Genomic DNA, 21,742 nt, shown 5'->3' with positions numbered 1-21,742 from the left:
ACCGGGTGGTCGGCGGGTGGTGCCCGGAATGAGAAGACCCCCAGTGCGACTCCCGACCGTCGTCAGCCGGTCGGGTCCGGGACGGACCGGTTCCCGGAAGCACTGGGGGCCGGTGACTGCCTGGTATTCACCGACAGGCACATACGTCGACTGGGTGGCCCGTACGTGCTGTCAGTGGACAGCCACCTCACGAGTCCTGTGGATATTCACCGTTGGACCACCTCCTTTCCCGTGTACTCGCCACGCTAGGCGAGGGCGAAGTGGTGCGGCAACGTATTTTGCGGTGCCCGGCGTCACGCCGGTACGGGACCCGGTTGGCAGTGCGGGCAGTACCAGGTCGGGCGGGCGTGGACTCCCTCCCCCTGCGACGCGACGCGGACCTGCCCGCCACAGCGCAGGCAGCCCTGTCGGGTGCGCTCGTACACCCAGCTACGGCGTCCCGGCGCGTCCATGCCGGTGGTGCTGCGCCGGAAGCGGTGCGCGTTGGCCGCGAGCAGCCGGTGGGCCAGCTCCACCGCGTGGTCCGCGTCCACCTCGGCCACGGGGGTCCACGGGGAGACCCCGAGCAGGAAGCAGATCTCGGTCTTGTAGACGTTGCCGATGCCGGCCATCACGCGCTGGTCCAGCAACGCCTCGCCGATCTCGGCGTCCGGGCGGCGGCGCAGCGCCTCGGCCGCGGTGGCCGCGTGGGCCTCCGACCAGTTCGGGTCGAGAAGGTCGGGGCCCAGATGGCCCACGAACCGCTCCTCCCGTTCGGTGGGCACGACGGCGAGGTCGTGGACCCGGAAGCCGACCGCCTCGCCGTCGCGGTGGGAAAGGACGACTCGCGCGTGGTGGCCGGGCGCCGACCAGCGCTGTCCCGGCCGGAACACCCGCCACGAGCCGTCCATCCTCAGGTGACTGTGCAGGCTGGTGGCGTCGGAGAACCGTAGGAACAGGTGCTTGCCCACCGTCCGGACGGCCACGACGTCGAGCCCGGTCAGGTCGAGCGTCGCGAGTCTCGGGTGTCGGAAGTCCGTGCGGGTGAGGGTCCGACCGACCAGGGCCCGGCGGAGCTGTTCGCCGGTCCGGAAGACGGTGTCACCCTCGGGCACGCCTCACCCCGTCTCGTGCCGGGCGTACGGACGTTCGGTGGGCACCCGAGGAGGCTGCTCGCCGCGCCGGGGAGCGGGTTCGGGTTCCTCGGAGCTCAGCCGATGCCGACCGGCGCGATTGGAGCGCAGGATCTTCGCCAGCACCATGTTGAACGTCAGGGCGATCTCGGCGGCGGCCGGCGAGTTCCACTCGTGGATGGGTGTGCAGGCTCCCTGCGCCTGCTGAATCACCAGCCGGTCGGGGATCGCGGTCGGCATCACGAGGCTGCCGAACGACTCCCGTAGTTCCTGGACGCGGTACTCGTGCTCGTACGACCGGCTGCGCAACCGGTTGACCACGACCCCCGCGGGGCGCAGTCGCGGGTTGTGCCGGGCGCGGATGTTGTCGATGGCCTCCAACGCGCGTTGCGCGCCCGCCACCGCGTACATGGTGGGTTCGGTGACCAACAGCGCGCTGTCGGCGGCGATGAGGGCCGAACGCGTGAGTCTGCCCAACGACGGCGGGCAGTCGAGGATCGCGAGTTCGTAGGGCTTGCCCTGCGGGTAGCGGCGCAGCTCGTCGAGCGCCCGCGCCAGGCTGTCCATGCGGGGGGCCGTCGGCCCCGGTTCGTTGAGCAGCTCCAGCTCTTCCGAACCCACGAGGACGTCGACGTCGTCGCTCCACCCGCTGGCAGCGATCGCTTTCGTCAGTACCCCGAGCCGAGGCGCTTCGAGCACGTCGGCGAGCGTGGCGTCGGTGAGCGGCGGGTCGAGCGTCGCCGTGGCGTTTCCCTGCGGGTCCAGATCCGCTACCAGCGTCCGGGTTCCCCTGCGGAGCGCAGCCGAGGCGATACCGAGCGCGACCGTCGTCTTGCCGACGCCTCCTTTGAGGCTCAGTACGGCGACCGTGTGCACGCCTGCGAGCGTAGCCGGGGATGGTCACCGTGAGAACGCGTGAGGTGCCCCAACTACGCTTGGGGTCCATGCGAGCGGAGACTTCGGCCGGTCACGGGTCGGCGGCGGTGCGAAAGGTGCTGGAAGCCGAACTGCGCGCCGCGCGGGCCCGAGGAGCCGAGGAGCCTGTGGTTGTGGATGTCGGCGGCGGCAGCGGGGTGTGGGCGGTGCCGTTCGCCGTGGAGGGCTGCCGGGTCACGGTCGTGGAACCGAACCTCAACGCGCTCGCGACGTTGGAGCGGCGCGCGGCCGAGGAAGGCGTGTCCGACCGCATCACGGTGGTCGCCGACGATTCGGACGCGCTGGCGAAGCACGTCCGGTCCGCTTCCGCCGACCTCGTGCTCGCACACTCCCTCCTGGAGGTCGTGGACGATCCCCGCCGCACCGTGGCGGCGATCGTGGAGGCCATGGCGGGCGGCGGCGCGGTGTCGGTGTTGGCGGCCAACCGCTACGCGGCCGTCCTGCACCGGGCCCTGGCCGGCAGGCTCGCGGAGGCCAGGGAACTGTTGTGCGAGCCCGACGGCGTGCGCAGCGGCGATTCGGAAACGGTCCTGCGCAGGTTCGACGCTGACGCCCTGACCGCGTTGCTGGAGGAGGCCGGGCTGTCGGTGGAGCACGTCCGGGGCGACGGGGTCGTGTCGGAGGTCGTCTCCCCGGAAGGGGTCTCCGTCGAGGCGACGTCCTGGGAGAAGGAGCTCGCCGAGTTCGAGTCCGTGGCCGCGGTGACCAGGCCGTTGCGTGACATCGCCACCCGTCTGCACGTGCTGGCCCGCAAACCGTCCTGACACCCTCGGCCGACCCGTGATTGTCGGGGGTGCGACGTAGGCTTCTCCCGTCATGGGACGGAACACGGCGCTGCCCGATGGGTTCGAACGATTCCGGGCCACCGGTACCACGTGGCCCGACGACACCGGCTGTCACGTGCTGCACGTCGACATGGACGCGTTCTTCGCGGCCGTGGAGCTGCGCACACGGCCGGAGCTGGCCGACCGCCCCGTGGTGGTGGCGAGAACCGGCCCGCGTTCGGTGGTGCTGTCGGCCAACTACCCGGCCCGGCGGTTCGGGATCTCGTCGGCCATGCCGGTGGCGGCGGCGCGCAAACTGTGCCCGCACGCCGTGTACCTGCCGCCGACACCGGGGCTCTACCGCGAGGTCTCCCGAGGTGTCATGGCCATCTTCGGCGATTACACGCCCCTGGTGGAGCCGCTGAGCCTCGACGAGGCGTTCCTCGACGTGACGGGCGCGTTGCGCAGGCTCGGGGCCACTCCGGGGGAGATCGGCCGTCGAATCCGGGCCAGGGTGGAGGCCGAGCACGGGGTGCGGTGCTCCGTGGGCGTGGCCGGGGTCAAGTTCGTGGCGAAGCTGGCCTCCGGCATGGCCAAGCCCGACGGCATGGTGGTGGTGCCGGTGGCGGAGACGGTGCCGTTCCTGCGCCCGTTGCCGGTGTCGGCCCTGTGGGGAGTGGGGCCGAAGACCGCCGAGGTCCTCCGGGGACACGGCCTGGCGACCGTCGGGGACCTCGCGGCCACCCCGGTCGAACGACTGCGTCGCTGGGTGGGCGCGGTCACGGCCGAACACCTGCACGCGTTGGCCCACGGGCGGGACGACCGCAAGGTGGTTCCCCAGAGCGAGGAGAAATCCCTCGGGGCGGAGCGCACGTTCGACACCGACCTGGTCGACGGCCGGGACCAACGACGGCAGCTGCTGAGCCTGTCGGAGAAGGTGGCGGCCACGCTTCGTTCCCGGCGGCTGCGGGGCAGGACGGTGTCGATCAAGGTTCGTTTCATCGACTTCCGCACCGTCACGCGGGCCAGGACCCTCTCCGGCGCCACGGACGTGGCCAGGACCATCTACGACACGGCCGCCGCTCTGCTGGCCGAGCTCGGCCCCTCCGCGCCCGTGAGGCTGCTGGGGGTGAGGGTCGAGGGTCTCACCGGCGAGGGCGACGCCGAGCAGCTCAGTCTGGACGACGCACGGCCGGCGTCCCGGTGGCGGGACGCCGAGGTCGCCGCCGACATCGCGCGGGCCAAGTTCGGGGCCGCGGCCGTGCGTCCCGCGTCGCTGCTGGAGCGTGACACGGAGTGACCCCCATCGCCGACCACCGGAGGCGTCGAGTGGCCGTTGTGGGTGGTCCACGGCGAGGATCCGGGCGGACGGTGGCCGCGCTGGGCCGTTCGTGGCAAATGGCGCGACGGTTGGGGGGAGATCGGGTAGTCCTGCGCGCGTGGGCCTCGTATCCTGGTATTGACACCCCGATCGGGGGTAGTCCGGGTCGACGTCCATGCGCGGTTCCGGCGCCCGCCAGGGGTCGCCAGACAACGCTGTGCCGGAGGAGGAAAGATGCCACTCTCCGAGCATGAGCAGCGGCTGCTCGACCAGATCGAGCGCGAGCTCTATGCCGAGGACCCCAAGTTCGCTTCTGCCGTGCGCGGAACAAAGTTGCGCAGGCCCACGCGCCGTCGGCGCCTACAGGGCGCCGCCTTGTTCGTCGTGGGCGTTGCCATGCTCGTGCTCGGTGTCGCCGGGCAGGCGTCGTTCCTCCGCATCGCCGAGGTCCCGTGGCTGAGCGTGCTCGGGTTCGTGGTGATGTTCGGCGGCGTGCTCATGGCCGTGACGGCGCTCGGAGCCCCGAGCGAGGCCCCCGACTCCGTGCGGCAGCGAGGGGGCGGCAAGGGTGGCTCCTCGGCCAAGAGCAGCTTCACCCAGCGCATGGAGGAGCGGTTCCGCCGGCGCTTCGAGGACCGCTGACGGCATCACCCGAATAGGTTCTTCTCCGCTGCTCGGATTCCGGGGTCGAGATCGACTCCCCGTGGACCCGAGCAGCGGATTTTCGTGTGTGGAATCTCAGCGTCGGGCGCGGGGCCGCAGCTGGCGAACGAGGGACCGGGGGAGCAGCCTGCGCCGCCACGACAGCGGCGCCGATCGCTGGAGGGCGTCGAGGACGCCGTGGAACGCGTGGACGAATCCGGCGGCGTCACGGTTGTACTGGTTCCGGTCGGACCCGTACCACGACTGCTCCATCGTGGTGACCACTGTGCGAAGGTGGTTCTTGCCCTGCTCGTCCAACCGCTGGCCACGGGCGATCTTCTGAGCGGCCAGTCGCACGGTGTCGGTGTCGGCGATGTCGAGACCGCGGTCGACGCACTCCTGACGCAGCTCCCGCCACGCGGCGTCGGCGGCGTGGGTGTCGTCCCCCCGCTCCACGTCCCGGAGCCTGCGGTGGCGTTGGACCTGCCGCACCACGGACGGCGCCAGCAGCAGCGCGGAGCCCACGAGCAGGACCAGCGACACGATCCAGTACAGCCACCACGCCAGCAGGGCCACGGAGAGGATTCCCAGGGCGACGGCGAGGAAGGACAGCCACGTCGTCGAGCCGTTCGCCGCTGTGTTGCCCGCAGCGCGTCGCTTCCGGGCGGCGGTCACGACCGCGATCACCACGGCCGCCAGGGCCGCCGCGGCGGCGACCGAGACGAGCACGACCACCCACGCCCCCGACGTGGAGGACGACGTCGCCTGTGCCTGTTGCGTACCGTCCGCCGACGTCTCTTGAGACTGGGACGGCTCCGGTTCCTCGGCCCGCTCCTCGGTCGGCGTGCTCGAGGTCTCCTCGTCGTCCGCCGAGGCGCCGTCCGAGTCCTCCTCGTCGCCGAGGTAGGGCGGGACGTAGCCGCGCCCGTTCGCCAAGGGGGTCGGGTCGAAGCCCACCCACCCGAGTTCGCCGAAGTACACCTCCACCCAGGCGTGGGCGTCACGGGAGGTGATCGTGCGGACGTCGCCGTCGCGGTAACCACCGGTGAACCCCACAGCGACCCTGGAAGGGATGTCGAGTGACCGCAACATCACCGCCATCGCCGAGGCGAACTGCTCGCAGTAGCCGCGCTTGCCGTGGAGAACGAAGTCGGCGAGGGCGTCGTCGTCCGAGGCGGGAGCGGTCTGGACGTCGTAGACGAAGCCGTTCTCGACGCCGAAGTACTCCCAGATCGCCTGCACCTTGTCGAAAGTGGTGTCGGCCGACGCCGTGAGTTCCTCGGCGAGGTCGGCGACTCGCGGATCGATGTGGGACAACTCGGTGTAGACGGGGGGCACCTCACCGGGGTCGGGTTCGGCCCGGCGGAGTTCGGCCCGGCTCGGCTCCTCCAGTACGGCGGTCTCGACGTAGGGCGCGGGGTTCAGCCTGCGTTCGCGGAACACCGCGCCGCTCGTGCGGTCGTAGTACCAGCCCTCGGTCAGTCCCTCCAGGGCACGGGGAGCGCCGTAGACGGGAAGCCACACGTCGTTCCAGTGCACCGGTTCGATGCTGACGCGGTGGTCGGCCGCGCTCCCGTCGTCGCCGGGCGCGGGCGGCAGCTCGCCGTCGGCGGGCACACCGGCGGGCATGGGGCCGTCGGGAAGTCCCCAGCCCTCGTTCGGGCGGTAGGTGTCGAGGGTGAACGCGCGCAGGAGTCGGGGTTCGTCGAGCCCGGTGACCCGGAACAGCGGTACCTCCTCGCCCTGGTCGAGCATGCCGCGCAGCGAGGTGAACGCGTTGACCCCCAGGCCACCCAGCACGGTCCGCTCGCCTTTGCTGCCCGGAAGGCTTCCCTCGGTGCCGATGACGGTGACCGTCGTGCCCGCGACGAGACCGGCCGCGAGCGCACCGGCCACCACGGCGACCGGGACCGACAACGCCGCGGCCGAGGCCCGTGCGTCCTGTGCGGGCCGGTTGCGCCCCCTGCGGTGTCGGTGACTGCCGTCGACGGCCAGCAGGGTGGCGAACGCCGTGCCGCCGAGCACGAACGTCCACCAGGGCAGCAGGTCGTCGGCCAGCGCGGAGGGCACGGCGTAGACGCACAGCAGGACCAACCCCGTCGCGGCCGGTGCGGCGGCGGCCACGACCAGCGTGTCCACCACGATCGCGACGAGACCGATGGCGATCGTGGTGAGGCACAGGATGGGGGCGGTGTCCTCGACCGGCGGGACCCCGGTCCTGACGGTCTCGAACGCCGCCGTCAGCACGTCGTCCAGCTCGGCCAGGGCGGCGGGACCGGGGACGATCACCAGCAGGCCGTTGCGCGTGAACGACCCGGTGACCAGGAACAGCAGGACGACGACCTGGCCGAGTCCCACCAGCAGCGTCGGCGTCCGTAGCGCGCGCAGTGCGAGACCCGTGAACGCTACGAGCAACGCGGCCACGACGGCGTAGGCCAGCCACACGCTGCCCCGGACGACGCCGGTGAGGGACGTCGCCGCGCTGACGGTGGCGAACATGGCGGCGGCCGGGGCCAGCAGCGTGCCCGTCATGGCCAGCCTGCGGGTGCTTCGTCCGGAGCCGGGCTGCTGCCGGGTGTGCCGAGGTGGTGTGGTCGTGGTCGTCATGAGCTGCCCCCGATCAGCGACGCGCCGGGCACCGTCGTGTGGCACAGCTCCGTCCACACCTCGGACACCGAGCGGTCCGCCCGCGCCACGACGACCCCCCAGCCCGCGGCGCGCAGGAGCGCGGCCGTGTCGGCGACCGTGACGTCGCCGTCGGTCGCGGCGTCCCCACCCGCCCATGTGGTGGTGTCGAGAAGTACGGCATAGCTTCGGGTGCCACGGGGACGGTGTCGCGTCAATTCGTGGACCGACTCGGTGCCCACCGTGCCGAGCACCGCGATGAGTTCCTGTCCCTGGCCCGGATCGGAACCGAGCACGATGTCCCGTTCGTGCGTGGGAGTCGCCGCGGCGAGAGAGTCCAGCACCGAACCGGTGTGGCCGGGGCCCGCCTGCTCGGGCGTGTCGACGAGCAGCTTGCCGTGCTCGCTGACGAGCCGGACCCGCTGCCCTTCCTTGTTGAGGTGCAGGCACACGCTGGCGGTGAACTCGACGGCCCACTCCAGGCTGGAGTGCGTGCCCGTGCCGCGGTGAGCCGAGGCCCGGTGGTCGAGCAACACGGTGGTGCCGCCGTGCCACGGCCGTTCCTCGACGCGCACCATCATCTCGTCCCGGCGGGCGGTCGAGCGCCAGTGCACCTTGCGCAGGTCGTCACCCTGCCGGTACTGCCGCACCACGACGTCCGTTTCTCCCTGGCCCGCGTGCAGGCGCACTCCGTTGTCCTCGCCCGAGGCCGACCCCGTGCCGCGAGGAACCCCCCACAGCGTGGTCACGCGGGGAGTCACGATCAGCCGGGAGTGCGCGACGAGTTCCCGCTCGAACTCGCACAGTCCGAAAGGATCGGTGATCGTGGCGCGAAGCGGGCCGATCCGGTGCACCCCGCGCAGCGTCGGCCGGACGGGATAGCGCAACGGCACGGGCTGTTGGTGCGGAAGGCGTTCCACGACGAACCGGGGCTTCGATCCCAGGGTGTACGGCAGGCCGTCCTCCAGCAGCACCTCGCCGCCGGGCATGCGTCCCGTGCGCCAGATCTCGAGCTGCACCTCGCCGTATCCCCCGACGGGAATGCGCTCGGTCAGCAGGGAGCGGGACGCGGAGATGGTCATGCGGGAGGCCGAGGCCAGCAGCACCACGCACAGCGGGAGGGCGAAGACGAACACCGCGACCCGAAGCAGGTCGCGTTCGTTGAGCACCACGGCGCACACACCCGCGGCGACCCCGGCGGCGAGCAGGCACCGGCCACGAGTGGTGAGACCGGACAGCGAACGGAACACGGCGTCACCGGGGACGGGCACCGTGCGGCACCGGCACGCGGGCCAGCACGGCGCGGACGACGTCCGTGGCCGATCGGCGGGCGGCGTGGGCCTCCGTCGTCAGCACCAAGCGGTGGGCGAGCACGGGGACGGCCACGGCGTGCAGGTCGTCGGGCACGACGAATTCCCGACCCGAGAGCGCGGCCTGCGCGCGGGCGGCGCGCACCAACTGCAGGGTCGCCCGCGGGGACGCACCGAGTCGGACCTCGGGCAGTTGCCGCGTCGCCGCCGACAACTCGACGGCGTACTTCTTCACCTCGGGAGAGACGTGCAGCGAACGAACCTTCTCGATCAGCCGCTGCACCGTGGCACCGTCGGAGACGGGCCGCAGCTCGGCCAGGGGGTCGACACCGGCGTGCTCGTCGACCATCGCCAGCTCGGCGTTGAGGTCGGGGTAGCCGATCGACAGGCGAGCGGTGAAGCGGTCCCGCTGGGCCTCGGGCAGGGCGTAGGTGCCCTCCATCTCGACCGGGTTCTGCGTGGCGATCACCATGAAGGGGCTGCCGAGCCGGTACGTGGTGGCGTCGACGGTGACCTGCCGCTCCTCCATGCATTCCAGCAGAGCCGACTGCGTCTTCGGGGACGCCCGGTTGATCTCGTCGCCCACGACGATGTTGGCGAACACGGGGCCGGGACGGAATTCGAATTCCGCCCGCTGACGGTTGTAGATGGAGACCCCGGTGACGTCGCTGGGCAGCAGGTCGGGGGTGAACTGCACCCGGCTCACCGTGCAGTCGATCGAGCGGGCGAGCGCCTTGGCCAGGGAGGTCTTGCCGACTCCGGGGACGTCCTCGACGAGGAGATGCCCCTCGGCGAGCAGGGTCACCAAGGCGATCCGGACGACTTCGGGCTTGCCCACCAGCACGCGCTCGACGTTGGCGGCGATCCGCCGGACGGTGTCGTGCAACTGGTCGAGGCCGACCGGGGTCTCGTCGCTCGGGGCGCCGTGGTCACCGGAGTACCCGTCGGATGGGTAGTGCGCCTCGGAGACGGAGTGGCCGTCGCCCGGCGAAACGGGGGCGGACACAGCGGTGAACTGTCCTCTCGACGTCACACGACCTCCTGATACCCGATGCCTTCGCGGCAGTCCGAGCCCCCGGAAGGGCTTCTCGTCGCCCCGGCGAACTCGCGAGCCGAGCTGCCACGCAGTGTGTCAAACAGCGGCCCATCCGGTGTCCCGCCCGGTTGATCGTTTTCCGCTGCGGTGTGCAGCTTCTCACAGGGGAGTATTGCCCCTTTCAGGTGAGTTCCGACCACAGATCTTGGCGGAAGTCCGAACTCGCCTACGCTACTGCAGCGTAGTCGGTCGGCTACCGAGAGAGGTGCGGTAATGAGCGAAGTCGACGTGCGCGTGCCGTCGGACGGTTTCGCCGTCGCACCCGACCTCGCCGCCGACACCTTCGCCAAGTTGAGCGAGGTGCAGGACGCGGTGGGGCGAATGGTGCGCCGGGCCAAGGTGCTCGGCCGCTCGGTGCCTCTCGGCGAGGGCTACGCCAAGGAGATCGGCGAGTTCATGGCGAGGTACGGCATCGACGACACCGGCTCGGCCGTCGAGTCGCTGACCCGCTTCGGGCGGGAGATCCAGGACCTCAAGGAACGCATCGACGTCGCCCTGCGTCGTTACGACGAGCAGGACCGCGCGGCCTCCGACGGAGTGGACTGCGTGGGTGGGGGTTGACGTCCGCGTGCGCGCGCTCGGAGGTCGGCTCGCGCCGGTGGTGGTCGGACTGCTCGTCGCCACCGCGGGATGTGGCGTGTCCGAGCGAGGACTCGAGGCCGCGGCGGACGCGAAAGGCGGCGAAGACCCGGAAGGCGTGAACTCCGCCCCGACCACCGTTCCCACCACGCGGTCCTCGCCGGGCGAGGCGGAACTCGACCCGTGCGCTCTGCTCGACGCGCGCGATCGGTCATCGGTCGGCCTGACGTCGCCGGGAGAGCCCATCACGGTGGCCGGGTCGCTTGCCTGTGACTACGTGGAGCCCGGTTCCTTCGGGGTCACGGTCACGGTGGACGACCACACGGACCTCGCGGCCATCCGGGCCCGAACCCCGGAGGCGGAGGAACTGCGCGTGGGGGCCACGCCGGCGCTGCTCATCGCCGACCGCGCCGTCGACGACGGGACGTGCTCGGTGTCCCTGGCCGCCGAGAGTCCCGGCGTACGCACCATCCACATCGACGTGACCACGGCCGACTTCCGGGACACGGAACGCGCTTGCACTCGCGCTACCACGGTGGCCGAGCTGATCGAACCGGAGGTGGCATGACCGCGAAGCCAGTAGCCGATCGCCGCTACGAGTCCTACAGCCACGAGCAGATGTACCGGGAGGTCGGCGAGGGCAACGATCCCGCGGCGGCGGGTGAGATCAGTCGTGAGTGGACGGAGTTGGCGAAGGACTTGCGGGAGGCGGGGGAGGTCCTCGTCGACCTGTCGGGCCGCGGGGAGAGCGTGTGGCGGGGCGACGCCGCGGAGGCGCTGCGCTCGGTGGTCCGTGAGGCCGGGGCGTGGTCGCGGCGGGCGGCCGAGCTTTCGGAAGTGCTCGGACGCGCTGTGGCGGGACAGGCCGAGGCCGCGGCCCGAGCGAGAGCGCAGATGCCCGAGCCGGTGCCCTACGATCCGGGCACGATGATCCGAGAGGCCGTCACCAGTGGTGACGTGTGGCAGCTCGTGGGGCTTTCCGAGGCGATGGCGGCGCGGAGAGCCGAGGCCGAGGAGGCACGGCAACGCGCGATCGACGTGATGTACGCGCGGGACACCGCGCTCGGGGAGGCGGTTCCCGACACGCGTTTCCCCGAGCCACCGTCGTTGACCCACGGCGCCTCCGAGAGGGCAGGCGGTGCCGTTTCGATGACCGGAAGGTCGGTCCCGGTGTGATCCGGGTGTCGGCGTCCGCCTTCGACATCCTGTGGTCCGATCTCGGCTGTTCCGGTAGCCCCGCGCCGTTGGTGGTGCGCAGCGTGGGGCGGACGGACCACGAACGTGCCCGCATTCGGGAGGAGGTGTACGCCAATCTCGCCGAACGCGGCCTCGTGCGCGGCGGGGAACTCGATCCCGAGTTGCGGGAGCGACTCGATCTGCTCGCGCGAGCGTCCCTCACGGTCGAGTGCGAGGCGTTGGCCGACCTGTCCGACCCCGAGCCGGTGCGGGCGGTCGCCGCGGTGGTGGGCGACCGGGGCGTGTTGGCCGTCCAACCTCGACGTACGGTCGCCCTGACCGCCATCCACGCCGGTGAGGCGTTCGGAGCGGTGGTCGGCGTGCTCCCCGACTTCGACGCGGGCCCCGGCATGGGAGTGAACCTTCCCGCCTCGGCACTCACCACGGTCGCCGACGCGGCGACGGAGCATTCGAACACGCGCCGCGCGCGTGTGTTCGAGCAGCAGGCGCGGGAGGCGCTGGCCATTCAATCGAGGCCGGTGCTGGCCGCCGGACAGTTCTCGATCCGAGTCCGTCGCGGGACGAAGCTGCACCGCATGGGTGGGGTGAGTTGGTTCGTCACGGACGAGGGCGGCTACCTCGGCGCGGTCGCGGAGGGTCGGGCCGGTGAACAGTGGTTGAGCCTCGTGCCCACCGATCCGCCGAGACTCGCCGCGCGGCTGGCGGATCTGGCCCACGAGGCGGAACTCGACGCAGTGCCGCGAGGTGGTCTCGGCAGTGGGTGAGTGAACCCCCACCGCGCCTTCTCCCGCGGCCGCGCCCGAACGAGTCGCCACGGGGCCGCTCCATTCGTCCCGTGTCACCGGGACGAGCGAGGAAGGAACGTCCGAACGCACCGATCGGGCGTCACCCGGTGCGGCGACGCCCACGACGTATCCCGCCGTTGCCTGCACAAATGCGGACTGAACCACGGAGAAGTGGGCGCTTTGCCGTTGACTGTGGTGCAAAGTGGGGTACGGTGGTGGCCAGTGGGGCGAAAGGGGTACTCCGTGGTCCATCTCGACGGACCCCGAGTCCTCTCGCTGGTCGATAGGGAGGTGGAGGCCGGTGTTCCTCGGCACCCACACCCCGAAGCTGGACGACAAAGGGCGGCTCACGCTGCCCGCGAAGTTCCGCGACGCGCTGGCGGGTGGTTTGGTGATCACCAAGGGACAGGACCACTGCCTCTTCGTCTTCCCGCGCGCCGAGTTCGAACAGCTTGCCCGCAAGGTAGCGGAGGCGCCGTTCACCAACGAATCGGTGAGGGCCTACCAGCGATACCTGTTCGCGGGCACTGACGAACAGCGTCCCGACGGGCAAGGGCGCATCGCGATCGCTCCGGAGCTTCGCCGCTACGCCGGGCTGACCAAGGAGTGCGTGGTCATCGGCGCCATCACGCGGCTGGAGATCTGGGACGCCCGCGCCTGGGAGAGCTACTTGGAGGAACACGAGGACAGTTACGCGAAGGCGCAGGAGGAGATCCTGCCGGGAATATTCTGACCGGATGGCGTGAGGCTGCGGCCCTGATGCAACTTCCCCGGTATCAGGTCCGCAACCTGACGGCATCCGGTTCTCCTTTTCAGGGGACGGAGGCTGCCGACGAGAGAGTGAGTGTCGTGACCGACGGTGCCGGAACCAGTGGCTTCTCAGCCGATGCCACGCATCTTCCCGTGCTCGTGGAACGGGTGATCGAACTGTTCGAGCCCGCGGTGGCCGACCGCGACGCCGTCGTGGTCGATGCCACGCTCGGACTCGGGGGACACACCGAAGCGCTGCTCGACGCCTATCCCCGGTTGCGGGTGATCGGGCTCGACCGCGATCCGGAGGCACTAAAGCGGTCGCGACGACGACTCGCACGCCACGGTGACCGGGTGCGGTTCGTCCACACCGTGTACCACCGCATCCCGGAGGTCCTCGTCGACCTCGGTCTGTCCGAGGTCGACGGCGTGCTGATGGACCTCGGGGTGTCGTCCATGCAGCTCGATCTGGACGAGCGCGGGTTCGCGTACGCGCGCGACGCTCCGCTCGACATGAGGATGGACCCCACGAGGGGTCCCACCGCGGCCGACGTTCTCAACACGTACTCGGTCGACGAGTTGACCCGGATCCTGCGTGACTACGGCGAGGAGAAGTTCGCCCGGCGAATCGCGAAAGCCGTGGTGAACGAGCGGCAACGACGTCCCTTCGACACCAGTGAGCGATTGGTGCGGCTGCTGTACGACACGGTGCCCGCGCCGAGCCGCCGCACCGGTGGTCACCCCGCGAAGCGCACGTTCCAGGCGTTGCGCATCGAGGTCAACTCCGAACTCGACATCCTCCGCGAGGCGGTGCCGGCCGCCATCGCGGCGTTGGCCGGGGGCGGGCGCATCGTCGTCGAGTCGTACCACTCCTTGGAGGACCGCATCGTCAAGCAGGCGCTGGCGAAGGCGGCGACGTCCCGGACTCCCGAAGGCCTGCCCGTGGAGCTGCCGGGACACGGACCCGAACTGCGGTTGGTGACACGGGGGGCCGAGAAGGCGGACGAGGAGGAGATCCGGCGCAACCCGCGCGCGGCGTCCGTCCGGTTGCGCGCGGCGGAGAAGAGGGGAGCCGATGAGGAATGACGGCGTCGACCCGTAGTCGGTCCGCTTCGACATCCTCCGGCTCCAAGAGAGCCACCACGTCGACGTCGGGCGGTGGGCGTAGTGCCGCCGCCCGACGTGCTTATGCCCGTAAGGCCGGACGGAGCACCGCGGCGTGGGAGGCGCGGGGAAGGACGGGGGCCGCTCGGCTGGGGTTGCAGAACTGGCCCCGGTCACGGGCCACCTTCGTGATCGTCCTCATGGCTCTCATGCTGTGCGGCGTGGCCGTGTCGCTGTGGTTGTCCACACAGGCCATCGCCGACTCCTATCGGCTCGACCAGCTCAAGGAACGCAACGCGCAGCTCGCCGAGCGCGCCGAACAGCTCCGCAGGGAAGTGGGCCGATTGCAGTCACCGGCGTCCCTGGCGGAACGCGCCGAGGCATTGGGCATGGTTCCGGGAGGAAATCCCGCGCGGTTGGTGGTGCGGGAGGACGGTTCGATCACGGTGGTGGGGGAGCCCGTGAAGGCCACGGCGCCGAAATCACGGTCGGACGACGCTCGGGACGACGACTGACGGGCGAGGACGACGCACGGACGTGACGAGGGGAGAGCGGTGATGGCGCGGCAACGCGGCATACGGGGGGCCCAGTCGGGCAGTGGTCCGCATCGGACGTATTCCGTCCGGGCCCGCAGGCGCCGCTCCGCCACCACGGTTCGCAACAACCGCAACCGGTTCGTGGTGGGACGCATCGTGCTGACCCTCGTGCTGGTGGCGGCGGGTCTCAAGCTGGTGCACATCCAGGCTTTCGAGGCCGCCGCGCTGTCCGAACGCGCCGAACGGCAGCGGACCACGATCATCGACATCCCGGCCGAGCGTGGGTCCATTCTGGATCGCAACGGTTCGGAACTGGCCTTTAGTGTGGAGACCCGCAAGCTCTGGGTGAACCTGCGGCAGATGCGGGAGGACTGGGCCGAGTACGCGCGGGAGCACCCGGAGTCGAACCAGAACTTCGACACGCGAGCGGCCGAGATCGCCGAGCACATCGCCCGGCAGGTGCCCGACCTCGTCACCGAGCGGGAGCTGCTCGACAGCTTCCACAAGGACGCGAGTTTCACCTACCTCGTCGACGACGTGGAGCCCTCGGTGGCCGAACGAATCAGCCAGCGATTCCCCGAGATCGGGTATGAGAAGCGGGCCAAGCGGGTGTATCCGGGCGAGGAGGTCGCCGCGAACATCGTCGGCTACGCGAACTGGCGCACCGACAGCGAGGACGTGCACGAGCACAACCTGCACGGGTTGTCCGGGCTGGAGTTCTACCGGGACGACGACCTCGTCGGTACGCCGGGCAGGCAGATCGTGGACACCGCGCAGGGTGCCGACGTCGTGATTCCGGGCACCGAGCGGGATGTGCAGCCCGCCACGCCCGGCTCCGACCTCGAACTGACGATCGACTCCGACGTGCAGTACGAGCTCCAGCGCAGTCTGGCCGCCTATGTGGACAAGGTGGACGCCAAGGGCGGCAGTGCCGTGATCCTCGACGCGCACACGGGCGAGGTGTACGCGCTGGCGAACCATCGGACGTTCAACCCGAACGAACCGCCGTCGTCGACCGAGGCGATGGGGAACCCGGCCGTGTCGAGCCCGTTCGAACCGGGTTCCGTGGCGAAGGTCATCACCGCCACCGCGGCCATCGAGTCCGGACTGGTGACGCCGGAGACGGAGCTGTCCGTGCCGGGGTCCCTGCCGGTGGCCGACCACACGGTGCACGACGCCTGGTCGCACGGCACCCAGAACTTCACGGTCACCGGCATCCTCGCGAAGTCATCCAACGTTGGCACGCTGCTGTTGGCCGACAAGATCGGCCCCGACCGGTTTCTGTCGACATTGGAGAAGTTCGGCGTCGGACAACGCACCAACATCGGGCTTCCCGGTGAAAGCCCCGGTTACGTGCCGCCGCGCGACCAGTGGTCGGGGACGACGTACGGCAACCTTCCCATCGGCCAGGGGTTGTCGATGACGGTCGTGCAGATGACGAGCATGTACCAAGCCATCGCCAACGGCGGGGTCCGGGTCGAGCCGCGTGTCGTCAAGGCGAAGATCACCCCGGACGGGCGCAGAATTCCCGAACCGGCTCCGAAGTCCGTCCGCGTCACCGACCCGAAGACGGCCGACACGGTGAAGAACATGCTGCTCGCGACGACGCAGGGTGGCGAGTACGCCTACAGCGGTACCGCGCCCGAGGCCGCGTTGGAGGGCTACCGGATCTCGGGCAAGACCGGCACGGGACAGCAGGTCGACCCCAAGACCGGCGCGTACAGCAACCGGCTGCACAACATCACGTTCGCGGGCATCCTGCCCGCCGACGAACCGAGGTTCGTGGTCGGGATCTGGCTCGACGCACCCGACACGACGATCCCCGGCGGAAGTTCGGCGGGCGCGTTGTTCTCCGAGGTCGCGTCCTACCTCGCGCAGCGGTACAACATCCCGGTCACCGATCAGGAGAGCCCGCGGGTGAGACTCGTGCGCTGACGGATCGGTCCCACCCGCGGTGTCTCTCACAGCCCGGCGGTGCGGAACCTGCGGACGGCCAACGGCACGAACACCACGAGGAACAACACACACCAGCCCAGTGTCGCGAGCACGGGATGCTGGAGCGGCCAGGCCGCGTCCTCGCCCAGTGGGAGCCCGGGGTTGCCGAACAACTCCCGGCAGGCGGCCGTCGCGGCGCTGACGGGGTTCCAGTCGGCGATCACGCGCAGTACGGCGGGCATCCCGTCGGTGGGCACGAACACGTTGGAGATCATGGTGAGTGGCATGAGGAGCGGTCCGATGCGGGCGGCCGTCTCCTCGTTTGCGAAGAGCGACCCGAGGTAGACGCCGATCCAGGACACGGCGTACTGCAACAGCAGGATGAGAGCGAACCCCGCGACGGTCGCACCGAGACCGTTGTGGACCCGCCACCCGAACAACACACCGCAGAGAGCCATGATCGCGAGCCCGCCCGCGGCGGTCACCAGATCGGCCGCCGTCTGTCCGAACGGCACCGCCGAGCGCGCCATGGGCATGGACCGGTACCGGTCCATGACCCCGAGTCCGTTGTCCTTGGCGATGACCATCAGGGAGCCCATCACGCCGAGCACGGAGCTCATGACGAACAACCCCGGCATGAGGTACTCGCGGTAGTTTCCGCCGCCGGGAATGGGAATGGCGCTGCCGAAGACGTATCCGAACAACACCACCGAGACCAACGGGAACGCGAAAGTGGCGACGATCTGGCCGGGTTGGTGCTTCAGCTTGAGCAGGTTGCGCGTCAGGATCGTCATCCCGTCGGACAGGCCGGCGCGCAGGGACCCGCCGGAGGGGACGGGGAGCTGGGTCGACGTCGTCACCGGGTCTCCTCCTTCTCGGAGCCGGACGTGCCGGTCAGGGTCAGGAAAACCTCGTCCAACGTGGGTTTGCGAAGACCGACGTCCACGACCTTGACACCGGCCTGGTCGAGGTGGCGCACGACGTCGGGCAGGGTGACGTCGTCGGTGCCGACCGGTACCGACACCCACGCGCGTTCGGCGTCGACGTCCGGTTCGGCGTTCGCGCCGGTGAGGGCTCCGAGCGCCCGCGCCGCGTGGGGCAGCTCGGCCCGGTCGGCCACGACGACGTCGAGCCGGCCCCCGATACGGGCCTTGAGCTGGTGCGGGGTTCCCGACGCGATCACCTTCCCGTGGTCGATCACGGCGATGTTCTGGGCCAGTTGGTCGGCCTCGTCGAGGTACTGGGTGGTGAGCAGGACGGTGGTGCCCTCGTCGACCAGTTCGCGCACGGTCGCCCAGATCTCGTTGCGACTGCGCGGGTCGAGTCCCGTGGTGGGTTCGTCGAGGAAGAGCACCGTCGGGGAGACGATGAGGCTGGAGATGAGGTCCAGCCGTCTTCGCATCCCGCCCGAGTAGGTGCGAACGAGACGGTCGCCCGCGTGGGCGAGGTCGAACCGTTCGAGCAGTTCGTCGGCACGAGCCTTGGCGCGGGCGGAGCCGAGCCGGAACAGCCTGCCGAAGATGCGCAGGTTCTCCCGTCCCGTGAGTTGTTCGTCGAGCGCGGCGTGTTGTCCCGCCAGGCCGATCTTGGCGCGGACGGCGGCGGGCTCGCGAACGACGTCGTGACCCGCGACCGTGACCTTTCCCCGGTCGGGTCGCGTGAGGGTGGCGAGCACGCGGACCGTGGTGCTCTTGCCCGCGCCGTTGGGGCCGAGCAACCCGTAGACCGTGCCTCGGGGAACGGTCAGGTCCAGTCCCGCCAGCGCCTGGGTGTTCCCGAATCTCTTGTGCACTCCTTCGGCGACGACCACGGCGTCGCCGGTTGCGATCGACATGGATTTCCCCCAGAACTGGGTGAGCTGTACGCGGCTAAACTAGCCAACCGAGTACAACGTACGCAATGCAATTGACGGTGTTCGTCGATCGGACGGATATGGCAACGAACGGGGAGTCGCCCCTTCGAACGCGGCTCCGGTTGTGGACCACCTCACCGCGGCCCGCGCGCGGGCCGGCGCCTTCCTACACGAGAGAACAGATCGCCGACGCGGCCATCGCGATCGCCGACAGCGAGGGGCTCGACGCGGTCACCATGCGCAGGGTCGCCACCGAACTGGGCACCGGCGCGATGAGTCTCTACCGGTATGTGGCGAACAAGGAGTCGCTCATCGAGCTCGTCGCCGACCGCATGTACGCCCGGCAGGAATGGCCCGAACCCACCGGCCGATGGCGGCGAGACCTGCGGAAGCTCGCCCACGCCTACCGCGACGTGCTGCGCGCGCATCCGTGGTTGCTACGGGTGTGGGGGTCGCGGCCCGTCCTCGGGCCGAACGCGCTCCGGTACTTCGAGCGGTCCCTGGAGCTCGTGGACGGTCTCGGGCTCGACATCGACGAGATGATGGAGACGGTCCTGTTGGTGGGCACCTGGACCGTCGGACACGTCCGTCAGGAACTCGACCTGGCCGAGGTGTTCGGGGCCGAGCCGGACGCGGAAGAAGCCGAACGCGCCCTCGACGCGTACGTGAGGAAGATCGCCGACAGCGGGGAGTACCCATACTTCACCCGCTTCGTGACCGAGTCGCTTCTGTCGAGACTGGACGCCGAGGCCCTGTTCGACCGGGCTCTCGACCGCCTTCTCACCGGGATCGAGGCCACTGTGGCCGACCGCGGCGGGACCCGGTCGTGAGCGGTCGGCCGCGGGCGCGGGAAGCGGCCCGCGGCCGACCGAGGTCTACTTCGTGTAGAGCTGCTCGATCGCGTTCGCGTAGTTCTTGCTGACCACGTTGCGCTTGAGCTTCATGCTCGGGGTCACCTCGCCGCCCGCCTCGGTGAAGTCGTTCGGCAGGATGACGAACTTCTTGATCGCCTCGGCGTGCGAGACCTGCTTGTTGGCCTCGTCGACCGCTTCCTGGACCGAGGCCCGGAGATCGGCGTCGTCGACGAGGTCGGCCACCGTCGCGTTCTCCGGCTTGCCGTGCTGGGACTTCCAGGTGGGGAAGAACTCCTCGTCGATCGTGATCAGGGCCCCGATGAACGGCCGCTTGTCGCCCACCACCATCGCCTGGCTGATCAACGGGTTGGCCTTGAGCGTGTCCTCCAGGCCCGCGGGCGCGACGTTCTTGCCGCCGGCGGTGACGATGATCTCCTTCTTGCGGCCGGTGATCTTCAGGAAGCCCTCGTCGTCGAGTTCGCCGAGGTCGCCGGTGTGGAACCAGCCGTCCTCCAGCGACTCGCCGGTGGCCTGCTCGTTGTTCCAGTACCGGGTGAAGACGACGTCACCCTTCAACAGCACCTCGCCGTCGGAGGCGATACGCACCGACGTGCCCGCCACCGGCCTGCCCACGGTGCCGACCTTGAACGCTTCCTCGGTGTTCACGTGGGCCGCCGCGGACGTCTCGGTCAGACCGTAGCCCTCGAAGACCGGCACGCCGAGGCCGCGGAAGAAGTGCGCGAGCCGCCCACCCAGCGGGGCACCGCCCGAGACGGCCGCGATGCAGCGTCCGCCGAGCGCGGCGCGCAGCTTGGTGTACACGAGCTTGTCGAACACGGCGTGCTTCAACCGCAGCCCGAACCCGATGCGGCCGGTGTCCTTGGCCCGGCTGTAGGCGACGGCGGTGGCCTCGGCCGCGTCGAAGATCTTGCCCTTGCCCTCCGAGTGGGCCTTCAGCTTGGCGGTGTTGTAGACCTTCTCGAACACGCGCGGCACGGCGACCACGAACGTGGGCCGGAACGTGCCGAGGTCACCGACGAGATTTTTGATGTCGGGGGTGTGACCGAGGGTGACACGCGAGGTGAAGGCGGTCAGCGCGATGGCGCGGGCGAGGATGTGGGCCAGCGGGAGGAACAGCAACAGGGAGTTGCCCGCCTCCATCAGCTTGGGGAACGCCTTGATGTCGGCGCGGACCTCGGCCAGCAGGTTGCGGTGGGTGAGGACGACGCCCTTGGGGCGGCCCGTGGTGCCGGACGTGTAGACGATTGTGGCCGTATCGTTCGCCTTCACGGCGCGACGGCGGCCGTGGATCTCGTCGTCGGCCAAGTCCTTGCCGAGCTCGGTGAGCTGCTCGACGGCGGGCTTGTCGCCCTCGATCTGGTAGACGTGTTCGAGATCGGAGAGCCGGCCGCGTACCGACTCGATCGTCTCGGCGTGGGCGGCGGTCTCGACGACGGCGACCTTCGCGCCGGAGTCGGTGAGGATCCAGTGCGCCTGTTCCGCCGAGGAGGTCTCGTAGATCGGGACGGTGATGCCACCGGCGGCCCAGATCGCGAAGTCGATCAGCGTCCACTCGTATCGGGTCTTGGACATCAGGGCCACTCGGTCGCCCTGCTTGACGCCGGCTTTCACGAGACCCTTCGCGACGGAGAGAACCTGCGCGGCGAACTCCCTGGCGGTGACGTCCCGCCACGATCCATCGAGCTGTCGGCGGAAACTCACGGTCTCCCCGAACCGCTCGGCGTTGACCCACACGACGTCGGACATGTTCTCGTCGTCGGCAACCGCAGCGATCGCGGGAGCGCTGTACTCGCGCACGTGAACCTCCGTGTTCTACAGATGTTACTCGGCGGTCAACCTAACTCCTGGAAAGCGGTTTGGCTATGCCCGGGGGCTGTGGTCTCCGTAAGTCGTGCGATTCTGCACTGGTGTCAGTGAACGAGAACGCACCCGCTCTCGACATTGTCGACGAGACCTTCATCGCGGTACCGCCGAGCACGGTGGCCGCAGCGTTCGCGGACCCGCGGTCGTGGCGGTCGTACTGGCCCGATCTCGTGCTGGAAGTCTACACCGACCGAGGTGACGAGGGGCTGCGTTGGACCGTGCGCGGAGCCCTCGTCGGGACGATGGAGGTGTGGCTGGAACCCGTGCTCGACGGCACGGTCCTGCACTACTTCCTGCGCGCCGATCCGGTCGGGCCGCGACTCACCCCGTCCCGGCTGCGCCGGGAGGCCGACCGCAGGGCCCGAGCCGCGAAGGCCATCGCGTTCGGTCTGAAGGAAGTACTGGAGGACGGTCGCGAACCCGGCGTGGCACCCGCCTCGCCCGGTCCCGGCTAGGGTGT

General features: G+C 69.9%; 21 protein-coding genes. 13 read left to right on the top strand and 8 right to left on the bottom strand.

Features of this window, described 5'->3' with window-relative positions:
• Nucleotides 1-293: 293 nt before the first annotated feature.
• Nucleotides 294-1,094, bottom strand: a complete 801-nt coding sequence (locus tag SACGLDRAFT_RS13670; protein ID WP_005465395.1) for a DNA-formamidopyrimidine glycosylase family protein — start codon at nucleotides 1,092-1,094, stop codon at nucleotides 294-296.
• Nucleotides 1,095-1,097: 3 nt separating this feature from the next.
• Nucleotides 1,098-1,988: a ParA family protein gene (locus SACGLDRAFT_RS13665; protein ID WP_005465393.1), complete on the bottom strand. Its 891-nt coding sequence runs from the start codon at nucleotides 1,986-1,988 to the stop codon at nucleotides 1,098-1,100.
• Nucleotides 1,989-2,056: 68 nt separating this feature from the next.
• Here SACGLDRAFT_RS13665 and SACGLDRAFT_RS13660 point away from each other — a divergent pair, with 68 nt between their 5' ends.
• From SACGLDRAFT_RS13660 to SACGLDRAFT_RS13650, 3 genes are all read left to right on the top strand, one after another.
• Nucleotides 2,057-2,812, top strand: a complete 756-nt coding sequence (locus tag SACGLDRAFT_RS13660) for a methyltransferase domain-containing protein (RefSeq protein ID WP_198283504.1) — start codon at nucleotides 2,057-2,059, stop codon at nucleotides 2,810-2,812.
• A 52-nt stretch (nucleotides 2,813-2,864) separates the two neighbouring features.
• The gene (gene dinB, locus SACGLDRAFT_RS13655; protein ID WP_005465391.1) at nucleotides 2,865-4,112 is read left to right on the top strand and encodes a DNA polymerase IV; all 1,248 of its coding nucleotides are present in this window, start codon (nucleotides 2,865-2,867) and stop codon (nucleotides 4,110-4,112) included.
• Nucleotides 4,113-4,367: 255 nt separating this feature from the next.
• Complete coding sequence (locus SACGLDRAFT_RS13650) at nucleotides 4,368-4,775, top strand: DUF3040 domain-containing protein (RefSeq protein WP_005465387.1); 408 nt, start codon at nucleotides 4,368-4,370, stop codon at nucleotides 4,773-4,775.
• A gap of 96 nt (nucleotides 4,776-4,871) precedes the next feature.
• On the opposite strand, the gene SACGLDRAFT_RS13645 is transcribed toward SACGLDRAFT_RS13650, so the two are convergent.
• The 3 genes from SACGLDRAFT_RS13645 to SACGLDRAFT_RS13635 are packed head-to-tail and all read right to left on the bottom strand — an operon-like array spanning nucleotide 4,872 to nucleotide 9,743.
• The gene (locus tag SACGLDRAFT_RS13645; RefSeq protein ID WP_040919058.1) at nucleotides 4,872-7,382 is read right to left on the bottom strand and encodes a DUF3488 and transglutaminase-like domain-containing protein; all 2,511 of its coding nucleotides are present in this window, start codon (nucleotides 7,380-7,382) and stop codon (nucleotides 4,872-4,874) included.
• Nucleotides 7,379-8,650 carry a DUF58 domain-containing protein gene (locus tag SACGLDRAFT_RS13640; protein WP_040919985.1) on the bottom strand — a complete coding sequence of 424 codons (1,272 nt, stop codon included), beginning with the start codon at nucleotides 8,648-8,650 and terminating at the stop codon, nucleotides 7,379-7,381. The genes SACGLDRAFT_RS13645 and SACGLDRAFT_RS13640 overlap by 4 nt, the downstream gene beginning before the upstream one ends.
• A gap of 4 nt (nucleotides 8,651-8,654) precedes the next feature.
• Nucleotides 8,655-9,743, bottom strand: a complete 1,089-nt coding sequence (locus SACGLDRAFT_RS13635) for an AAA family ATPase (RefSeq protein ID WP_005465384.1) — start codon at nucleotides 9,741-9,743, stop codon at nucleotides 8,655-8,657.
• Between the two features lie 276 nt (nucleotides 9,744-10,019).
• On the opposite strand from SACGLDRAFT_RS13635, the gene SACGLDRAFT_RS13630 reads away from it, so the two are divergent.
• The 8 genes from SACGLDRAFT_RS13630 (at nucleotide 10,020) to SACGLDRAFT_RS13595 (ending at nucleotide 16,692) form a co-directional block, all read left to right on the top strand.
• Nucleotides 10,020-10,367, top strand: coding sequence for a hypothetical protein (locus tag SACGLDRAFT_RS13630; RefSeq protein WP_005465383.1), 348 nt, complete (start codon nucleotides 10,020-10,022; stop codon nucleotides 10,365-10,367).
• A complete protein-coding gene (locus SACGLDRAFT_RS13625; protein ID WP_005465382.1) occupies nucleotides 10,357-10,953 on the top strand; it encodes a DUF3558 family protein in 597 nt (198 codons plus the stop codon). Before SACGLDRAFT_RS13630 ends, SACGLDRAFT_RS13625 begins: the two co-directional genes overlap by 11 nt.
• A complete protein-coding gene (locus SACGLDRAFT_RS13620; RefSeq protein WP_005465381.1) occupies nucleotides 10,950-11,561 on the top strand; it encodes a hypothetical protein in 612 nt (203 codons plus the stop codon). Before SACGLDRAFT_RS13625 ends, SACGLDRAFT_RS13620 begins: the two co-directional genes overlap by 4 nt.
• The gene (locus SACGLDRAFT_RS13615; RefSeq protein WP_005465380.1) at nucleotides 11,558-12,346 is read left to right on the top strand and encodes an ESX secretion-associated protein EspG; all 789 of its coding nucleotides are present in this window, start codon (nucleotides 11,558-11,560) and stop codon (nucleotides 12,344-12,346) included. The genes SACGLDRAFT_RS13620 and SACGLDRAFT_RS13615 overlap by 4 nt, the downstream gene beginning before the upstream one ends.
• A gap of 322 nt (nucleotides 12,347-12,668) precedes the next feature.
• Entirely contained in the window at nucleotides 12,669-13,100 is a 432-nt protein-coding gene (gene mraZ, locus SACGLDRAFT_RS13610) for a division/cell wall cluster transcriptional repressor MraZ (protein WP_005465379.1), read from the top strand.
• Nucleotides 13,101-13,216: 116 nt separating this feature from the next.
• A complete protein-coding gene (gene rsmH / locus SACGLDRAFT_RS13605; protein WP_040919981.1) occupies nucleotides 13,217-14,203 on the top strand; it encodes a 16S rRNA (cytosine(1402)-N(4))-methyltransferase RsmH in 987 nt (328 codons plus the stop codon).
• A gap of 218 nt (nucleotides 14,204-14,421) precedes the next feature.
• Nucleotides 14,422-14,736, top strand: a complete 315-nt coding sequence (locus SACGLDRAFT_RS22775) for an FtsB family cell division protein (protein WP_232283963.1) — start codon at nucleotides 14,422-14,424, stop codon at nucleotides 14,734-14,736.
• A gap of 42 nt (nucleotides 14,737-14,778) precedes the next feature.
• Nucleotides 14,779-16,692 (top strand): peptidoglycan D,D-transpeptidase FtsI family protein, encoded by a 1,914-nt coding sequence (locus SACGLDRAFT_RS13595; RefSeq protein ID WP_005465373.1) that lies wholly within the window; start codon nucleotides 14,779-14,781, stop codon nucleotides 16,690-16,692.
• Between the two features lie 26 nt (nucleotides 16,693-16,718).
• Here the strand turns inward: SACGLDRAFT_RS13595 and SACGLDRAFT_RS13590 are convergent, their stop codons facing one another.
• Both SACGLDRAFT_RS13590 and SACGLDRAFT_RS13585 read right to left on the bottom strand, forming a co-directional pair.
• Entirely contained in the window at nucleotides 16,719-17,486 is a 768-nt protein-coding gene (locus SACGLDRAFT_RS13590; protein ID WP_083852988.1) for an ABC transporter permease, read from the bottom strand.
• A gap of 62 nt (nucleotides 17,487-17,548) precedes the next feature.
• Nucleotides 17,549-18,526: a daunorubicin resistance protein DrrA family ABC transporter ATP-binding protein gene (locus tag SACGLDRAFT_RS13585; RefSeq protein ID WP_005465371.1), complete on the bottom strand. Its 978-nt coding sequence runs from the start codon at nucleotides 18,524-18,526 to the stop codon at nucleotides 17,549-17,551.
• Nucleotides 18,527-18,624: 98 nt separating this feature from the next.
• On the opposite strand from SACGLDRAFT_RS13585, the gene SACGLDRAFT_RS13580 reads away from it, so the two are divergent.
• Nucleotides 18,625-19,374, top strand: a complete 750-nt coding sequence (locus tag SACGLDRAFT_RS13580) for a TetR/AcrR family transcriptional regulator (protein ID WP_040919979.1) — start codon at nucleotides 18,625-18,627, stop codon at nucleotides 19,372-19,374.
• 45 nt (nucleotides 19,375-19,419) lie between these two features.
• On the opposite strand, the gene SACGLDRAFT_RS13575 is transcribed toward SACGLDRAFT_RS13580, so the two are convergent.
• Nucleotides 19,420-21,216: an AMP-dependent synthetase/ligase gene (locus SACGLDRAFT_RS13575; protein ID WP_005465369.1), complete on the bottom strand. Its 1,797-nt coding sequence runs from the start codon at nucleotides 21,214-21,216 to the stop codon at nucleotides 19,420-19,422.
• A 116-nt stretch (nucleotides 21,217-21,332) separates the two neighbouring features.
• On the opposite strand from SACGLDRAFT_RS13575, the gene SACGLDRAFT_RS13570 reads away from it, so the two are divergent.
• Nucleotides 21,333-21,737: a polyketide cyclase / dehydrase and lipid transport gene (locus SACGLDRAFT_RS13570; RefSeq protein WP_198283503.1), complete on the top strand. Its 405-nt coding sequence runs from the start codon at nucleotides 21,333-21,335 to the stop codon at nucleotides 21,735-21,737.
• Nucleotides 21,738-21,742: the final 5 nt, after the last annotated feature.

The sequence above is a fragment of the Saccharomonospora glauca K62 genome, from assembly GCF_000243395.2.
Lineage (GTDB): Bacteria > Actinomycetota > Actinomycetes > Mycobacteriales > Pseudonocardiaceae > Saccharomonospora > Saccharomonospora glauca.
This window is presented reverse-complemented; position numbering and strand designations above follow the sequence as displayed.